The 16,820-nt window shown below is 71.2% G+C and carries 17 protein-coding genes; 4 read left to right on the top strand and 13 right to left on the bottom strand.

Annotation, left to right across the window (positions count from 1 at the left end; genetic code table 11):
- Positions 1–35 precede the first annotated feature (35 nt).
- The 5 genes from ACIA77_RS14520 to ACIA77_RS14500 all read right to left on the bottom strand — a co-directional run bounded on the left by ACIA77_RS14520 (position 36) and on the right by ACIA77_RS14500 (position 4,042).
- A complete protein-coding gene (locus tag ACIA77_RS14520) occupies positions 36–830 on the bottom strand; it encodes an HAD-IIA family hydrolase (RefSeq protein WP_395886343.1) in 795 nt (264 codons plus the stop codon).
- 108 nt (positions 831–938) lie between these two features.
- Complete coding sequence (locus ACIA77_RS14515; RefSeq protein ID WP_395886342.1) at positions 939–2,015, bottom strand: sulfate/molybdate ABC transporter ATP-binding protein; 1,077 nt, start codon at positions 2,013–2,015, stop codon at positions 939–941.
- Positions 2,012–2,761, bottom strand: coding sequence for an ABC transporter permease (locus ACIA77_RS14510; protein WP_395886341.1), 750 nt, complete (start codon positions 2,759–2,761; stop codon positions 2,012–2,014). Before ACIA77_RS14510 ends, ACIA77_RS14515 begins: the two co-directional genes overlap by 4 nt.
- 73 nt (positions 2,762–2,834) lie before the next feature.
- Positions 2,835–3,641, bottom strand: a complete 807-nt coding sequence (gene modA, locus ACIA77_RS14505; RefSeq protein WP_395886339.1) for a molybdate ABC transporter substrate-binding protein — start codon at positions 3,639–3,641, stop codon at positions 2,835–2,837.
- Entirely contained in the window at positions 3,638–4,042 is a 405-nt protein-coding gene (locus tag ACIA77_RS14500) for a molybdopterin-binding protein (RefSeq protein WP_395886659.1), read from the bottom strand. The genes modA and ACIA77_RS14500 overlap by 4 nt, the downstream gene beginning before the upstream one ends.
- A 428-nt stretch (positions 4,043–4,470) precedes the next feature.
- Here ACIA77_RS14500 and moaA point away from each other — a divergent pair, with 428 nt between their 5' ends.
- From moaA to ACIA77_RS14485, 3 genes are all read left to right on the top strand, one after another.
- Positions 4,471–5,544, top strand: coding sequence for a GTP 3',8-cyclase MoaA (moaA, locus tag ACIA77_RS14495; RefSeq protein ID WP_395886338.1), 1,074 nt, complete (start codon positions 4,471–4,473; stop codon positions 5,542–5,544).
- Positions 5,545–5,569: 25 nt separating this feature from the next.
- Positions 5,570–5,821 (top strand): MoaD/ThiS family protein, encoded by a 252-nt coding sequence (locus ACIA77_RS14490; protein WP_395886337.1) that lies wholly within the window; start codon positions 5,570–5,572, stop codon positions 5,819–5,821.
- A gap of 668 nt (positions 5,822–6,489) precedes the next feature.
- Positions 6,490–7,122, top strand: coding sequence for a transglycosylase family protein (locus ACIA77_RS14485; protein WP_395886336.1), 633 nt, complete (start codon positions 6,490–6,492; stop codon positions 7,120–7,122).
- Positions 7,123–7,368: 246 nt separating this feature from the next.
- Here the strand turns inward: ACIA77_RS14485 and ACIA77_RS14480 are convergent, their stop codons facing one another.
- The 4 genes from ACIA77_RS14480 to ACIA77_RS14465 all read right to left on the bottom strand — a co-directional run bounded on the left by ACIA77_RS14480 (position 7,369) and on the right by ACIA77_RS14465 (position 10,601).
- Positions 7,369–8,355, bottom strand: coding sequence for a molybdenum cofactor biosynthesis protein MoaE (locus ACIA77_RS14480; protein WP_395886335.1), 987 nt, complete (start codon positions 8,353–8,355; stop codon positions 7,369–7,371).
- Positions 8,352–8,825, bottom strand: a complete 474-nt coding sequence (gene moaC, locus ACIA77_RS14475) for a cyclic pyranopterin monophosphate synthase MoaC (RefSeq protein ID WP_395886334.1) — start codon at positions 8,823–8,825, stop codon at positions 8,352–8,354. Before moaC ends, ACIA77_RS14480 begins: the two co-directional genes overlap by 4 nt.
- A gap of 81 nt (positions 8,826–8,906) precedes the next feature.
- Positions 8,907–10,304 carry an NAD-dependent malic enzyme gene (locus ACIA77_RS14470; RefSeq protein ID WP_395886333.1) on the bottom strand — a complete coding sequence of 466 codons (1,398 nt, stop codon included), beginning with the start codon at positions 10,302–10,304 and terminating at the stop codon, positions 8,907–8,909.
- Positions 10,305–10,415: 111 nt separating this feature from the next.
- The gene (locus ACIA77_RS14465; RefSeq protein ID WP_395886658.1) at positions 10,416–10,601 is read right to left on the bottom strand and encodes a hypothetical protein; all 186 of its coding nucleotides are present in this window, start codon (positions 10,599–10,601) and stop codon (positions 10,416–10,418) included.
- A gap of 91 nt (positions 10,602–10,692) precedes the next feature.
- On the opposite strand from ACIA77_RS14465, the gene ACIA77_RS14460 reads away from it, so the two are divergent.
- The gene (locus tag ACIA77_RS14460) at positions 10,693–12,933 is read left to right on the top strand and encodes a helicase-associated domain-containing protein (RefSeq protein ID WP_395886332.1); all 2,241 of its coding nucleotides are present in this window, start codon (positions 10,693–10,695) and stop codon (positions 12,931–12,933) included.
- Positions 12,934–13,125: 192 nt separating this feature from the next.
- Here ACIA77_RS14460 and ACIA77_RS14455 read toward each other — a convergent pair whose 3' ends face one another.
- From ACIA77_RS14455 to ACIA77_RS14440, 4 genes are all read right to left on the bottom strand, one after another.
- Complete coding sequence (locus tag ACIA77_RS14455; RefSeq protein WP_395886331.1) at positions 13,126–14,649, bottom strand: DUF742 domain-containing protein; 1,524 nt, start codon at positions 14,647–14,649, stop codon at positions 13,126–13,128.
- Positions 14,650–14,652: 3 nt separating this feature from the next.
- Positions 14,653–15,072 carry a roadblock/LC7 domain-containing protein gene (locus ACIA77_RS14450; RefSeq protein ID WP_395886330.1) on the bottom strand — a complete coding sequence of 140 codons (420 nt, stop codon included), beginning with the start codon at positions 15,070–15,072 and terminating at the stop codon, positions 14,653–14,655.
- 392 nt (positions 15,073–15,464) lie between these two features.
- Positions 15,465–16,073, bottom strand: a complete 609-nt coding sequence (locus ACIA77_RS14445; protein ID WP_204093054.1) for an ATP/GTP-binding protein — start codon at positions 16,071–16,073, stop codon at positions 15,465–15,467.
- Positions 16,054–16,818 carry a DUF742 domain-containing protein gene (locus ACIA77_RS14440; RefSeq protein WP_395886329.1) on the bottom strand — a complete coding sequence of 255 codons (765 nt, stop codon included), beginning with the start codon at positions 16,816–16,818 and terminating at the stop codon, positions 16,054–16,056. The genes ACIA77_RS14445 and ACIA77_RS14440 overlap by 20 nt, the downstream gene beginning before the upstream one ends.
- Between the last annotated feature and the right edge of the window lie 2 nt (positions 16,819–16,820).

The following is a 16,820-nucleotide window of genomic DNA, read 5'->3' as shown; positions in this document are numbered from 1 at the left end:
TTCGACGATAGGCCCTGCTCCGCCGTCCGTACCGGTCAGCCTTCTCCGAACGGGTCCAGGGTTCGCCCGATCAGGTCCGCGACGGAGTCGATCACCATCGTCGGCCGGTACGGATAGCGTTCGGCCGACTCCGGAGTGGAAATCCCGGACAGGACGAGGATCGACTGCAGCCCCGCTTCGAGGCCCGCGTGCACGTCGGTGTCCATGCGGTCGCCGATCATCAGCGTCGACTCCGAGTGCGCGCCCAGCCGGCGCAGCGCCGAGCGCATCATCAGCGGGTTCGGCTTGCCCACGTAGTACGGCGAACGCCCGGTCGCGCGCTCGATCAGCGCCGCGACGGACCCGGTCGCCGGCAGCGAGCCCTCGTTGCTCGGCCCGGTCGCGTCCGGGTTGGTGGCGATGAACTTCGCGCCGCGCTCGATCAGCCGGATCGCGTTGGTGATGGAGCTGAAGCTGTACGTGCGCGTCTCGCCCAGCACCACGTAGTCCGGGTCGCGTTCGGTCAGCACGTACCCGACCTCGTGCAACGCAGTGGTCAGGCCCGCCTCGCCGATCACGAACGCCGTGCCGCCGGGGCGCTGCGAGTCGAGGAACTGCGCGGTCGCCAGCGCCGAGGTCCAGATCGACTCCTCGGGGATGTCGAGCCCGGTGCGCAGCAGCCGCGCGCGCAGGTCGCGCGGGGTGTAGATCGAGTTGTTCGTGAGCACCAGGAAACCGATGCCGTTGTCGCGCAGTTCGGCGAGGAACTCGTCCGCGCGCGGCACGAGGTGCTCCTCGCGAACCAGGACGCCGTCCATGTCGCTCAGGTAGTTCCAGCGGCCTTCGGTCACCCTCGCCGTCCTCTTCCACGCAGGATCTTGATCGAGTCGGAACGGTATCACGGGGCGCCGGCAAAACTGCCCGAATCCTGGGATTCTCCTTGCGGCGCAACGCCTCCGTCACGGCTGCGCCGGGTGCACGGCGACCGTCGCGGCCTTCACCGACAGAGTGACCGGCGAGCCCGGTTCCAGCTCCAGGTCGGCGACCGCCGCCGGCGTCAGGTCCGCGCTGAGGCCCTCGCCCCAGCCGCCGTCGGTCACGCGCAGCCGGATCACGGGCCCGTGCGGCTCGAGCGCCGCCACCTTCGCCTCGACGGTGTTGCGCGGGCTGCCGCGGTGCTCCCCGTCGTGCGGGTACACGGCCACCGCGCTGGGCTCGAACACCGCGACCGCGGCCTCGCCCACCACGGCGTCCGCCGACAGCAGCCCCGACACGAGGTCGCCGGAGCTGGTGCGCAGCCCGTCGGCTTCGGCGATGCCGGCCACCAGGTTGAGGCCGGCGATCCGGGCCGTGAACGGCGTGCGCGGCGCGGCCAGCACGTCGCGCGTCGGCCCGCGTTCGACGATGCGCCCGTCCGACATCACGGCCACGTGGTCGGCCAGGGCGAGCGCGTCGAGCGGGTCGTGGGTGACCAGCACGGTCGTCGGGCCGCCGCGCAGCACGCGCCGCAGCAGGCCGCGGATCGCGGGTGCCGCGTCCACGTCCAGCGCGGCGAAGGGCTCGTCGAGCAGCAGCAACAACGGCGACGACGCCAGCGCCCGCGCGATGGCCACGCGCTGCTGCTGGCCACCCGAGAGCTGGCCGGGCCGGCGGCGCGCGAACGCCGAAGCGTCCACTTCGGCCAGCCACTCCTCGGCCACCTCGCGGGATTTCGCCCGGCTCGCCCCGGCCGACCGGGGCGCGAAGCCGACGTTGTCCAAAGCGGACAGGTGCGGGAACAGCAGCGCGTCCTGGGAGAGCAGCCCGATGCCGCGCTCGTGCGGCGCGAGGTCCACGCGCTCGCCCGCCAGCGTGCGGCCGGCGAGCGTGATGTCGGCCGAGGTCACCGGGACGAGCCCGGCCAGGCTGCCGAGCACGGTGGACTTGCCGGAGCCGTTCGGCCCGAGCAGCGCGAGCACGGTGCCCTCGGGCACGGTGAACTCGACGTCGAGGGAGAACGTGCCGCGCGTGAGCGCGATCCGGGCCGAGAGCGTCACCGCAGACCACCTTCGAACGACCGGGGCCGCGCCACCGCGATGACCACGATCGCCACCACGATGAGCAGCAAGGCGAGCGCCACCGCACTGTCGACGTCCACCTCGGCCTGCGTGTAGACCTCCAGCGGCAGCGTGCGCGTAACGCCTTCGAGGCTACCGGCGAACGTGATCGTCGCGCCGAATTCGCCCAGCGCGCGGGCGAAGCTCAGGACGACCCCGGACCCGAGCGCCGGCAGCAGGAGCGGCACGGTCACGCGGCGGAACACCGTCCACGGGCGCGCGCCGAGGGTCGAAGCGACCTGCTCGTAGCGGTCGCCGGAGCCGCGCAGCGCGCCTTCGAGGCTCACCACGAGGAACGGCATGGCGACGAAGGTCTGCGCGATCACCACCGCCGCGGTGGTGAAGGGGATCTGCTGGCCGGTCAGCGCGTTGATCAGGATGCCGAGAAAACCCTTGCGGCCCAGCAGGTACAGCAGCGCGAGGCCGCCGACCACGGGTGGGAGCACCAGCGGCAGCAGCACGATCGAGCGCAGCACTCGCACGCCGGGCACCCGGGAGCGCGCCAGGACGATGGCCAGCGGCACGCCGAGGACAACGCACGCGGCCGTCGAGAGAAGGGCCGTGATCAGCGACAGCTTCAGCGCGGCCAGCGAAGACGCGGAGACGAGCAGGGACGGGAACCGGGTGATGTCCGAGCGCACGAGCAGCCCGATGACGGGCAGCACCACGAGCGCGAGCGCCGCCACGGCGGGGAACCAGAGAACACCAGGGACTCGCGAGTGCGGCGGCCGGCCGGTGGCCGCCGCACTCCGCTGTCCCCTACTGAGCCGGACCAAACCCGATCTTGGTCAGCTCGGCCTTGCCCTGCGGGCCGTTGACGAAGTCGGTGAACTCCTTCGCCAGCGCCAGCTGCGGAGCGTCCTTCACCACGGCGATCGGGTAGCTGTTGATCGCCCCGCTCGCCTCCGGGAAGTCGACCTTGTCGACCTTGTCCGCGGCCGACGTCGCGTCGGTGACGTACACCAGGCCCGCGTCGGCGTCACCCGACTGGACCTTGGCGAGCACCTGCTTGACGTCAGTCTCTTCACTCGCCGGCTTCAGCGTGACGCCGGTGTTCTGCTCGACCTTCTTCGTCGCCGAGCCGCACGGCACCTGCTGGGCGCAGACGACCACGGTCAGTCCGGACTTGGTGAGGTCGGAGAACGTCTTGATGCCCTTCGGGTTGCCCTTGGCGACCGCGATCGTGAGCTTGTTGGTGGCGAACACGGTCGGCTGCCCGTCGATCACCCCGCCCTGGACGGCCTTGTCCATGTTGGCCTGGTCCGCCGAGGCGAACACGTCGGCCTTGGCGCCGTTGTTCAGCTTCTGCACGAGGGCCGAGGAGCCCTCGTAGTCGAACTTCACGGTGACACCCGGGTGTGCGGCCTCGAACTGCTTGCCGAGCGCGTTGAACGACTCGGTCAGCGAAGCGGCCGCGAACACGGTCAGCGTGCCCGAGGCACTGGCGGGCGCCGGGGCCGACGCGCTGCCGGAACTCGAGTTGCTGCTGGCTTGGTCGCCCGAGCTGCACGCACCGGCGAAAACCGCTACCCCCGCGACGGCGCTGGCGATGGCGAGCTTCTTCATCTGGTTCCTTCCGGGGTCTCCACCACTACGGTGGTCGCCTTGACAACGGCCACCGCCAGCACACCCGGGCGCAACCCGAGCTCGCGGACGGCTTCCGAACTCATCAGTGACACCACTCGGTGCGCCCCGCACTGCAGCTCGACCTGGGCCATCACCTTGTCGGCGGTGACTTCGGTGACGAGCCCCACGAAGCGGTTGCGGGCGGAGCGGCCGACAGCCGACGGGTCCTCGGGACCGGCGGCCTGCGCACGGGCGAACCCCGCGAGCTGGGCGCCGTCGACGACCTTCCGGCCGGCGGCGTCGTCGGTCGCGGTCAACTGACCGGCCCGGACCCAGCGCCGGACGGTGTCGTCGCTGACGCCGAGGAGCCGGGCGGCCTCGGACAACCGAAATTGCGGCATGACCGGAACATTATCGCCGCAGTTGAGGAAAAGCCATGCGAACCGCGAATTGCTGGGTAACACTTCGGGTATTGCTTTCTGATAACGCCCGGGTTTGTCCCGCGTCGTGAGAACTGTCCGGAGGGAGGTCTCCGGACGCCGGTCATCGGACGCGGTGATGACCCGCGTCACAGCCGGAGTGGACAGTCCGGCGGCGGCCGCAAAACCCCGTGCGGCCTGGGGTTCCGCTGCCCGTCGGGCGAGGTCGGAGGTGGTCGGCGTCACTTCCGGACAGTCGGGGGCGAGCCGGTGCGCGAACGGTCCCGCCACGCGCCCCGGCGGGCGGTGACGACGCGGTCACGGCCCGCGCTTCGAAGCCGCGCTCATCGGGCCGCCCGTGGATTTCCCAGGAGTCGGCATTCGAGCGTTCGCGGGTTAAGCTGTGCGTAATGACGGCAGTACATCTCGGGTTTCCTCGTGTTGCCGGTAGACGAGGAACTTCAGGAGCGCCCGCAAGCCCCCGGCCCGACCACCCCGGACTCCTCGACAGCTTCGGCCGAGTGGCCACCGACCTGCGGGTATCCCTCACGGACCGGTGCAACCTGCGCTGCACGTACTGCATGCCGGCCGAGGGCCTCGACTGGATGCCGGGCGAGCAGGTGCTCACCGACGACGAGCTGGTGCGGCTCATGCGCATCGCCGTCGAGCAGCTCGGTGTCACGGACATCCGCCTGACCGGCGGCGAGCCGCTGCTGCGCCCGGGCCTGGAGAACATCGTGGCGCGCATCACGGCGCTCGAGCCGCGGCCGCGGGTTTCCATGACCACCAACGGGATCGGGCTCGCCAAGCGCGCGCCCCGCCTCGCGGCGGCCGGGCTGGACCGGATCAACGTCTCGCTCGACACCGTCGACCGCGAGCTGTTCGAGAAGCTCACCCGGCGCGACCGGCTGTCCCACGTGCTCGCGGGGCTGGCGGCCGCGCGCGAGGCCGGCCTGGCGCCGGTGAAGGTCAACTCCGTGCTGATGCGTGGGCTCAACGACCACGAGGCCGTCCCGCTGCTGCGGTTCTGCCTCGCCGAGGGCTACCACCTGCGGTTCATCGAGCAGATGCCGCTCGACGCGCAGCACGGCTGGAACCGGCGCGACATGATCACCGCGGAGGAGATCCTCGCGATGCTGGGCGAGGAGTTCACCCTGTCCCCGTTCCCGGCCGCCCGCGGCGGCGCGCCGGCCGAGCGGTGGCTGGTGGACGGCGGCCCCGGCGACGTCGGCGTGATCGCGTCGGTGACCAGGCCGTTCTGCGCCGCGTGCGAGCGCACCCGGCTCACGGCCGACGGCGCCGTGCGCTCCTGCCTGTTCTCCCAGGACGAGACGGACCTGCGCTCCCTCGTGCGCGGGGGCGCGCGCGATGAAGAGGTGGCGGACGCGTGGCGGGCCACGATGTGGGGCAAGCTCGCGGGCCACGAGATCAACGAAGCCGGCTTCGCGCAGCCGATCCGGCCCATGAGTGCGATCGGCGGATGACATGGCACCCCAGTCCCTCGAACCCATGACAGTGCTGGTCCGCTACTTCGCCTCGGCGCGAGCGGCCGCGGGCGTCGAGGAGGAGAAGCTGAAGCTGCCCGAGGGCGCCACCGTGGCGGACGCCGTCCGCGTGGTGCGCGAACTGCACCCGGGCCCGCTGCCGCGCATCCTCGACGCGGCGAGCTTCCTGCTGAACGAGATCGCCGTCCGCGATCAGACTCGTGCGCTGAGTGACGGCGCGCAACTCGACGTTCTCCCGCCGTTCGCCGGCGGGTGACCTCCGGCTGAACCCCGTCCGACGGCGCTCAGTGCCTCACTGGGCGCCGCAGCGGGCCTGCCTCGCCATTTGGTCCGGACCACCGCAAGCGGCGCTCCAGGCGCCGTGAGCGGCCATTTTCGTTTATCCCTACTCTCCGAAGTAGTTCGCTCACGGCGTATTCCCGGGTCTTCGCGGAACCACTCGCCCTGCACTGGCGGAGTTCGCACTGAGTGGTTTAAGGTGCCCCACTCATTCAGTGCGCGAATGGACCGTTGACGCCTTATCGACGTGACCCAAGCCTCACGATCCGTGAAATATCTCGGCCAGAAAACGGGCAGATAACGGCCCTCTGACCTGCGAAAACATACCGATCGCGACAGGTTGCCCACTGTTACTGTGACGTAGGTCACATGCCGAATAATTTCCGATCACGGCTCTCGTTACGTACCGTCGCTTTTCGGTTGGCCCCGACCGACCGAGCAAGACCGGGAATCCGTAGCGCCTAGCCCTGTCCAGCGGATCCCCGGACCCATACCCCGAGCGAAAGCATTTCCGGACAGGGACGAGGGGACGAAGGCCGCGCGTCGTGCGCTGCCCGCGTCTGCCGCCCGGCAACGGGCGGACGGGCCCCCAACCCGACCCTCAGCCTCCGGGCTCGTAGGCGCAGGAAACCGAGAAGTGTTCAGATGTCTTACCGAGGCAAGCACCGCAAGATGTCCGCTGCCACCCGCACCATCGCCCGCGTCGCTGTCGCGGGTATCGCGGTCGGTGCGCCCGTTGCGATCGCCGCGACCCCCGCGTCGGCGACGAACTGGGACGCTGTCGCGCAGTGCGAGAGCAGCGGTAACTGGAGCACCAACACCGGCAACGGCTACTACGGCGGCCTGCAGTTCACGCAGAGCACCTGGAAGGCCTACGGCGGCACCGGCAGCGCGGCGAACGCTTCGCGCGAGCAGCAGATCGCCGTCGCCGAGCGCGTCCTGGCCGGCCAGGGCGGCGGCGCGTGGCCGAACTGCTACGGCAAGGGCGCGGGCGGCTCGACCGCTTCGCACAAGTCGACCAAGTCGACCTCGAAGTCGACCAAGAAGGTCACCCCGAAGAAGAGCACGAGCGCGAAGAAGGCCGTCTCGACCCCGGCGACCGGCGTCTCGAAGTCGAACCCGAATGGCGACTACACCGTCGTGGCCGGCGACACGCTGTCCAAGATCGCCAGCAAGTTCGACGTCCAGGGCGGCTACCAGAAGCTGCAGGACCTGAACAAGAGCTACATCCCGAACGCGAACCTGATCCTGGTCGGCCAGAAGATCGCCACCAAGTGATCCGGGCCTCCTCCGGGAGGCTCTGACCGCGCCATCGGGCTGCAATTCCCGACGAAGGGCCCCACCGCGACATTCCCCCGGCGGTGGGGCCCTTCGAGGTCGGGTCCGGCACTGAGCCGGCCGTGCGGACGCCCACGGTGGTTCGCGCGGCTCAGACGTACTGAGAGCGCCGAACGTCCGGTTCGCCCGTTTCCACACTGATTCGGCCGGTACGGCGCGCTCAGCTCGTTTCAGCGTCCGGGCCCGTCAGGGCGAGTTGACCCACTCGTCCGAGCCGTCCGTGAAGTGCTGGTGCTTCCAGATCGGCAACCGGGCCTTCACCTCGTCGACCAGCTCCGCGCACGCGGCGAAAGCCTGCCCGCGGTGCTCGGCCGCCACGGCGCAGGCCAGGGCCACGTCGCCGATGGCCAGCGGGCCGACGCGGTGGCTGACCGCCACGGCGCGCACCCCGGTCCACCGGCCGGCCAGGTCGTTCACCACCTGGGCGAGCACTTCGCCGGCCGTGGGGTGCCCCTCGTACGTGAGGTCGCGGACGCCCTTGCCGCCGTCGTGGTCGCGCACGACCCCGCCGAACGTCACCACGGCGCCGGCGGCATCGTCTTCGACCAGGCGGGCGTGCTCGTCAACCGACAGCGGCTGGTCGCTGACGTCGGCGCAGAGGATCCGCACCACCGGAGCCTCGGCCACCGCCACGGACTCCGCGGGCTGCGCAGCGGCGAGCGCGTCCGCCACCGAGGCGGCGTCCTCCGTGGTCGCAGGCCGCGGGTGGTCACCACCGGCGAGCTGGTCCACCGCGTGCGCCAGGATGTCCTCCAGTACGCCCAGCCCGTCTTTCACGCCGCCCTTGGACCCGGGCAGGTTCACGACCAACGTGCGCCCCGCGACGCCGGCCACTCCGCGCGACAGCACCGCCGTCGGCACGTGCGGCAGACCGGCCGCGCGGATGGCGTCCGCCACACCCGGCAGCTCGTAGTCCAGAACTTCGCGGGTGACGTCCGGCGTCCGGTCCGTCGGGGAAATCCCGGTTCCGCCAGTGGTCAAGACCACTGCGACGCCGTCGGAAACCGCGGCGCGCAGCGCCACGCCGACCGGCGCGCCGTCCTCGACGACCACCGGCGCCGGCACCTCGTACCCGTGCGAAGACAGCCAGGAAACCAGCACTGGCCCCGTTTTGTCCTCGTACACGCCCTTCGCGGCGCGGTTGGACGCCACGATCACCCGTGCTTCGGTCATGACTGCCGCTCCCACGTGCCGGTCTTGCCGCCGTCCTTGCGGATCAGGCGGACGTTGTCGAGCGTCGCGGCCGGATCGACGGCCTTGATCATGTCGTGCACCGTCAGGCCGGCGACGGCGACGGCCGTGAGGGCCTCCATCTCGACGCCCGTGACGTCGGTGGTTTTCGCCGTCGCGGTGATGTGCACGGCCGCGTCGCCGAGTTCGAACTCCACCTTCACGCCCGACAGCGCGATCTGGTGGCACAGCGGGATCAGGTCCGGCACCTTCTTCGCGCCCATGATCCCGGCGATCCGGGCCGTCGCCAGCGCGTCGCCCTTCGGCAACCCGTTGGCGGACAACAACTTCACCACCTCCGCGGTGGTGTGCACGGTGCCGCCCGCGAGGGCGGTGCGCGCGGTCGCCGTCTTGCCGGAGACGTCGACCATCCGCGCGGCACCGGTGGCATCGACGTGGCTGAGTTCACTCACCCCTGGAGGCTACCCACGCCACCACCGGAGAGCACGAAAAGGGCCCCGCCGAACAGCAGCGGGGCCCGTTCGCGAAGAACCTCAGCCGATCGCGGCTTCCTTGCGCACGGCGGCGCGCACCGCGTCCGCGACGGCCGGCGCGACCGCGCTGTCGAAGACGCTCGGCACGATGAACGACGCGTTGAGCCGACTGTGGTCGACCACGTCGGCGATCGCGTCGGCGGCCGCCAGCAGCATCGTGTCGTCGATGTCGTGCGCGGCGGCGTCGAGCAGGCCGCGGAAGACGCCCGGGAACGCCAGCACGTTGTTGATCTGGTTCGGGAAGTCGCTGCGGCCCGTGGCGACCACCGCGGCGTGCTTCTGCGCCTCGAGCGGGTCGATCTCCGGGTCCGGGTTGGCCAGCGCGAACACCACGGCGTCCTTGGCCATCGTCGCGACCTGGTCGGCGCCGAAGAGGTTCGGGGCCGAGACGCCGATGAACACGTCGGCGCCCACGAGCGCCTCGTGCAGCGTGCCCGACTGCTTGTCCTGGTTGGTGTGCGAGGCGATCCAGGTCAGGTTGTCGTCGAGGTTGCCGCGATCGGGGTGGACGATGCCGTCGATGTCGGCGGCCACGATGTCACGCGGGTTCTTGCGCAGCAGCAGCCGGATGATGGCCGAGCCGGCCGCGCCGACGCCGCTGACCACGATCTTGCAGTCCTCGATGTTCTTGCCGACCACGCGCAGCGCGTTGCGCAGGGCGCCGACGACCACGATCGCCGTGCCGTGCTGGTCGTCGTGGAACACCGGGATGTCGAGCTGCTCGCGCAGGCGCGCCTCGATCTCGAAGCAGCGCGGCGCGGCGATGTCCTCGAGGTTGATGCCCGCGTACACCGGCGCGATCGCCTTGACGATCTTGATGATCTCCTCGGTGTCCTGGGTGTCCAGGCACACCGGCCACGCGTCGACGCCCGCGAACTTCTTGAACAGCGCCGCCTTGCCCTCCATCACGGGCAGCGCGGCCGCCGGGCCGATGTTGCCCAGGCCCAGCACGGCCGACCCGTCCGTGACCACGGCCACGGTGTTGCGCTTGATGGTCAGGCGGCGGGCGTCCTCGGGGTTGGCCGCGATCGCCTGGCACACGCGGGCGACGCCCGGCGTGTACGCGCGGGAGAGGTCGTCACGGTTGCGGAGCGCGACCTTGGGGGTGACCTCGATCTTGCCGCCGAGGTGGATCAGGAACGTCCGGTCCGAGACCTTCCGCACCTTCACCCCGGGCAGGGAGTCGAGAGCCTGGGTGATGTCCTGCGCGTGGTTCTCCGACAGCGCGTTGGCGCTGATGTCGACCACGATCATCTCGGCGTGCGACTCGACGACGTCGAACGCCGTCAGCACCCCGCCGACGCGACCGACGGCGGTGGTGAGGTCACCGGCGGCGGTGGACGAAGCCGGGGCCTCGACCCGGACGGTGATCGAATACCCGGGACCGGGAACCGGCATGGCACTAACTCCCCGCTGGGAAACCTGTGGCTAGGACACTGACGACACTAGCCCCGTGACGCCGGACACCCGACCCCAACCGGGTGACTCGCCGGTAACTCCGGCGGGCCCCTACTTCCAGTTGATTTCCGTCTCCGGGTGCACGTACGGCACCGTGTCGAGCGGGAAAGTCAGGTCGCCGAACGGCGACAGCGCGCCCTGGCGGTCGGACGAGAGCTCCGTCACGGGGTGCTCGCCGTCCTCGCCCGGCCAGGTCGGGTCGACGCCCTTCTTCCTGCCGTTCTCACCCTTGGCCACAACGTCCTCCATCGGCAATCGCACCGGCTTCGCACACAGTCTGCCCCAACACCCCTCGAGCCCGCGCACCCGCCCGGTATCCTGGGCCTCTATGCCCGCGACCTCTCTGGCGGACTGGCTGCGTGCGGAGTCCGACGACGCACTCACCGAGCTGCTGCGCACGCGTCGCGACCTGTCGACCCCACCGCCCTCCGACACCACCGTGCTGGCCACCCGCGCCGGCACCCCCGGTTCCGTCGCGCGCGCCTGCGAGGACCTCGACACGTTCACGCTGGCCGTGCTCGACGCGTTGCTCGTCGCCGGGGCCGACACCGCGCCGGCGCCGCTGGCGACCGTGACGGAACTCGTCGGCACGGAGGTGCCCGACCAGCTGACCCGGCTGCGCGCGCGGGCCCTCGTCTGGGGTGCCGACGACGAGCTGCGCGTGCCGCCGGCGGCGCGCGACGCGCTCGGTCCGTTCCCAGCCGGACTGGGCACGCCGTCGCCCGCGCTGGCCGCCACCGACTTGGCCGCGCGGGTAGCCGAGGTGACCGACGACGAACGGAAGGTGCTCGCGGCGCTGGCCGCGGGCCCGCCGATCGGGCGCACGCGCGACGCGAGCTTCGACGTCGCGCTGTCCGACGCCGCCACCCCCGTGCAGAAGCTGCTCGCGCGCGGCCTGCTGCTGCGGCGCGACGACCAGACGGTGGAGCTGCCGCGCGAGCTGGGCCTGCTGCTGCGCGGCGGCCGCGCGTTCGACCCGGCCACGCTCGGAGAGCCCGCCCTGCCCGTCCATCCACACGGGACGGACACTGTGGACACGACGGCGGCCGGCGAGGCCATGGAGCTGTTGCGGCAGACCGAAGCGCTGCTGCGGTCGTGGTCGGCCACTCCGCCGCCCGTGCTCAAGGCCGGTGGCCTGGGCGTGCGGGAGCTGCGGAAGCTGGCGAAGGACCTGGAAGTCGACGAAGCGCGCGCCACGCTGGTCGCCGAGCTGGCCGTGGGCGCGGGGCTGGTGGCCGACAGCGAGTCGACGACGCCGGAGTGGGTGCCGACGACGCTCACGGACACCTGGCTCGCGTCGCCGACCGTGCAGCGCTGGATGACGCTCGCGCAGGCGTGGCTGGAGCTGCCGCGGCTGCCCGGGCTGGCGGGCGGGCGCGACGCGAAGGACAAGCCGGTCGCACCGCTGTCGGAGGACCTGCGGCGGCCGCTGGCGCCGGTCGGGCGGCGCCGCGTGCTCGCGGCGTTGGCGGAGCTGGCTCCGGGGTCGGGCGTGAAGAGCGTGGCCGAGCTGGTGGCCGTGCTCGCGTGGCGCGCGCCACGGCGGGGCGGGCGGCTGCGCGACGAGACCGTGCGCTGGACGATGGCCGAAGCCTCGGCGCTGGGGCTCGTCGGGCTGGGTGCGCTGACGTCCGCGACGAGGGCGCTGCTGGAGGACGACCGCCCGGCCGCGGTCGAGGCGATGCACCGCGCGCTGCCGGCGCCCGTCGACCACGTGCTGGTGCAGGCCGACCTGACGGTGGTCGCGCCGGGACCGCTCACGCCCGAGCTGGCGGCCGAGATGGCCGCGGTAGCCGGCATCGAGTCGGCCGGGCACGCGACCGTGTACCGCATCACCGAGGAGACCGTGCGCCGCGCCCTCGACACGGGCCGCACGGCGGACGAACTGCACGCGTTGTTCCGCGACAAGTCGGCGACGCCCGTGCCGCAGGGCCTGACCTACCTGATCGACGACGTCGCGCGCCGCCACGGCCGCCTCCGCGGCGGTGCCGCCGGCTCCTTCCTGCGGTGCGACGACGAAGCGCTGCTGGCCGAGGTGCTGGCCTCGCCGATCGCCGCGGAGTTCGACCTGCGCCTGATCGCGCCGACGGTCCTCATCAGCTCGTACTCGCTGGGCGAAGTCCTGGAAGCCTTGCGCGGCGCGGGTTTCGCGCCCGCGGCGGAAGGTCCCGACGGCCGCGTTGTCGACCTCCGCCCGTCCGGCCGCCGGTTACCCGCGCGCGCCCGCGCCGCCCGTGCGCGCCCCGGCGAGCAGGCCGTGCTGACAGACGAGCAAGCGGCCCGCATCGTCTCCAACCTCCGCGCCGGCGACTCGGCCACCGCGCGCCGCCGCGGCGCCGCCGTCCGCGCCCCCTCCGGCGGCGGCGCCGACACCACCGCGACGCTCGAACTGCTCTCCCGCGCCACCCTCGAACACCGCGAGGTCTGGATCGGCTTCGTCGACTCCCGCGGCACGGCCAGCCAACGCGTTGTCCGCCCCATCCGCGTCGGCGGCGGCGTCCTGGTCGGCACGGACCACGAACGGTATCCGTTGCACCGCATCACGTCGGCGGCTTTGGTCGAGGATTGACGGGTTTCCCGCCGGGCCTGAGACCGGACGAGGACTGAGCTCTGCCCGAAGGCCGGTTTCCGGGTAGTTTGCGACACCACCGGTCGTTGGCCTGGGACGTGCACGCACACGGTCGCAGCCGTCAGAGGGTGCTGCCGGTGCCCGCGCCACGCAGCAAGGTGTCGAAGACGAGCGTCGCGAGTGTGTCGGTGCTCAGAGGTTGCGCAACCCCTGCAGCACCCGCTCCATGAACTCGCGCGACGACCGGTCGCCGAGGACCAGGTCGGTCTGGTGGATCAGGACGAGGCCGATGTCGGCCATGTCGCCGACCAGGACCTTCACCACGCCGAGCGGCAGGTGCAGGTGGGCGGCGATCTCGGCGACCGACCGGGTGTCCAGGCAGAGGTCGCAGATCCGCCGGTGCTCGATGGAGCGCACGCCCCGGTAGCGGCGGCCGTCGTCGCTGGTGGAGACCAGGGCTTCGAGGGCGAGGTTGTGGTCTGAGCGCGTGCGGCCGCGGGTGCGCGCGTACGGGCGCACGCGCGACTTCGCGGGCTTCGCCGGCGGCGGCTCCTCGCGCGGCGGTTCGGGCCACGAAGTCGGCTCGGCGTAGTTTTCCTCTTGCGCCACAACGGGTTCCGGCGCGCGCCGCCGGCCCGACGGACGCGGCGTGGTGCGCTCGGGCGGCTCGGCGAGCCGGTGCTGGCCGTCGGCCGGGGGCAGGTAACCGACGTCCGCGGGTGTCGGGTGGTAGCCGGATTCGCGGTCGGCGGTGTCGACCGCTGCGTGTCGGCGCCCCGAGCTCCGGCGGTTCGGTTCGGTGGTCCGCTCCACAACGGCGTGCCGACCGGTCGATTCGACCGGTTCGTAGGACTCGCCGGACGGCGTGGCGTAGTGACCGGATGCGTACGCCTCACCCGAGGCCGCCGGCTGCGCCTCGTAGTAGCCCGAGGCGTACTCGTCACCCGGCTCGGCATTCGGGGCGGCGTAGTAGCCGGACGCTTCAGCCGGTTCGACGGACCGCGCGGAGTAGTACCCCGACTCATCAGCCGGCTCAGCGTAGTAATCAGACGCCTCAGCCGACGACGCCGGGTAACCCGACGCACCAGCCGACTCGGCGTAATAATCAGACGCCTCAACAGATTCAGCCGACCGCCCAGCGTAATAACCAGACGCATCACCGGGTTCAGCCGACCGCGCGTCGTAATAGCCCGACGCGTCAACCGATTCCGCAGACCGCGTCGCGTAATGCCCCGACGCCTCCGCCGGCGCCGCGTAATGCCCCGATTCGTCCGCCTCACCCGAGCCGGCACCGTGCCGGTACCCCGCAGCCACCGGATACGCCGCGGGTTCCGTCGCCGGATCGCGGTAGTACCCCGGCTGCTCGTCGTCCGCCACGGCGAGGTGCCGGCGGCCGTAAGCGGAGTCCTCGGGGACCTGGCGATCGTCGTGCGTGAGGTAGGACTCCGTGTCGTAGTAGCCCGACGAGGGGCCCGTTTCCTCCCAGTAGCCGGACTCGCCGTCCTCGATCCACTCGTAGCCGTCGTCTTCGTCGTAGTCGACGGGAGCGGGAGGCTCGGGCGCCGGAGGCGGCGGTGACGGCCGCCGGTGCGGCAGCATCGTCTTGAGCGTGCTCAGCTCGTAGTGGCTGGGCGAATCGAAGTTCTCGCGATCGGTGCCCTTGTGCAGCGCGTCCCAGGCACTCGTGTCCTGCTCGCCGAAACCGGAGATCTTCATCTACTACCCACGCACCCCGCCCTGTAGCTGGGCGCGCAGCTCGGGCGTGAGCTGCTGGCCGACGCGCTCCACGAGCAGCGTCATCTCGTACGCGACAGTCCCGATGTCACACGTGGGCGCGGCCAGCACGGCCAGCGAAGACCCGTCCGACACCGACATCAGGAACAGGTACCCGAGCTCCATCTCGACCACGGTCTGGTTCACACCACCCGCCTCGAAGCAGCGGGCCGCGCCCTGCGTGAGGCTCACGAGGCCCGACGCGACGGCCGACAGCTGCTCCGCGCGGTCCTGCGGCAACCCCTCCGACGGGGCGAGCAGCAGACCGTCGGCCGACACCAGCACGGCGTGGGCGGCGCCGGGCACCCGGCGCACGAAGTCCGTGATCAGCCAGCCGAACTGGCCCTCCAGGCCGGAAACGGTCACTGCTCCTCCAAACCGGTCGTACGCCACCGAGCTCCGCCATGATCGCCGGGTGGCCGTGAAGACGCCGTTCCAGCGTATTCACCCGCCCGGCAGTGTCGAGCCCGAGTCGGTCGAGCACCGCGCACTGTGCGTACGCACGCGAACGCACATCGCGCGATCCCCTGAAGGACCACGCGTGCGTGGGTCACTCGGTGGTGGCGTCGGCAACGGTGCGCAGTGGGGTGTCCGCGCAGGTCACCGGCGTTCCGGCTGCCCGTTCGGGCGTTGCCGGCCCCGACCGTACCGAAGAGCACCACCGCAGCCCTACTCCGGTCGGAGGCACCACTCCCCGAAGCGGGTGAAGCACGTGGAGTTCACTCCAACGGCCGCACCCGGCCCCGGGTACTCGGGATCTAGCCTGCCCGCAGTGCCGTGTCGTGGGCGATCGCGTGCTGCACGACCGAGATCAGCACCTGCTTGGCCGAATCCCGTTCGCGAGCGTCGCACGCCATGATCGGCACCGACGGGGAGATCGTCAACGCGTGCCGCACGTCCTCGATCTGGTGGTGCAGCAAGCGGTCGAAACAGTTGATCGCGACCACGTACGGCAGTTTCCGGTTCTCGAAGAAGTCGATGGAGGGGAACGCGTCGGCGAGCCGCCGCGTGTCCACCAGCACCACGGCGCCGATCGCGCCGACGGCCAAGTCGTCCCACATGAACCAGAACCGGTGCTGGCCCGGCGTGCCGAACACGTACAGCACCAGGTCCGAGTCCAGCGAGATGCGGCCGAAGTCCATGGCCACCGTGGTGGTCATCTTGTTCGGCGTGGCGGAAGTGTCGTCCGTGCCGACACTCGCCTCGGTCATCATGGCCTCGGTGGTCAGCGGGTCGATCTCCGAGATCGCTCCGACCAGTGTCGTCTTGCCCGAACCGAACCCACCCGCGACCACGATCTTGGCCGACGAGGTCGGACCCGTCACCTGCGGTGTGTTCGCGTCGGAGTCAAATTCTCCGAAGCCCACTGAGCACCCTTTCCATGAACTCGATACTGGGGCGGTCACCCGAGGTCGTGCTGGTGGTCGTGTGCACCAGCACCAGTCCGAGACCCGCCACGTCACCAATGAGCACCCGCACGACGCCGAGCGGCAGGCGCAGCAGCGCCGCCACCTCGGCCACCGACCGGGTGTCGATGCACAGATCGCAGATGGACCGGTGCTCGGGCACGCGCACGCGGTCGAGCACGCGCCCTTGCTCGCTGGTCGAGACCAATGCCTCGATCGCGAGGTCGTAGGTCGGCTTCGTCCGCCCGCGCGTGCGGAAGTACGGCCGCACGAGCCCGGACGTCTCGACCTCGGCGACCGGCGGTTCGTCCACGAACTCGCCCGCGGCCTGCATCGGCAGCGCGGCCGAGAGCTCGTTCGACGACGGGCCCGGCGAGCCGTCACGCGCGGCGGAGAACGCCGCGAACTCGGCGGAGTCGTACAGCGGGCCGCTCGACCCGCCGAACAGCTCGGCGCCCGGACCGCCCAGGAGGCGGTCGCGGTACTCGCCGGTGATCGGCTGCTGCCCGGCGTTGGAGTCCGTCAGCCAGTTCGGCGGCTCCCGCACCGGGTCCGCGTCGGATCCCGTGGCGCGCCGGGCACGCCACTCGCGGTCCACCCGGTCCCGGAAGGACTTCCAGTCCTCCCGGCCCTCGTCCCGCTCGGCCCAGCCGCCGGTGTTGTCGTCACCGAGCCGGCCATCGCCCCTCAAGCGCCCGTCGTCCACGG

Origin of the sequence: Amycolatopsis sp. NPDC051903, from assembly GCF_044452505.1 — a bacterium.
Classification (GTDB): domain Bacteria; phylum Actinomycetota; class Actinomycetes; order Mycobacteriales; family Pseudonocardiaceae; genus Amycolatopsis.
This window is presented reverse-complemented; position numbering and strand designations above follow the sequence as displayed.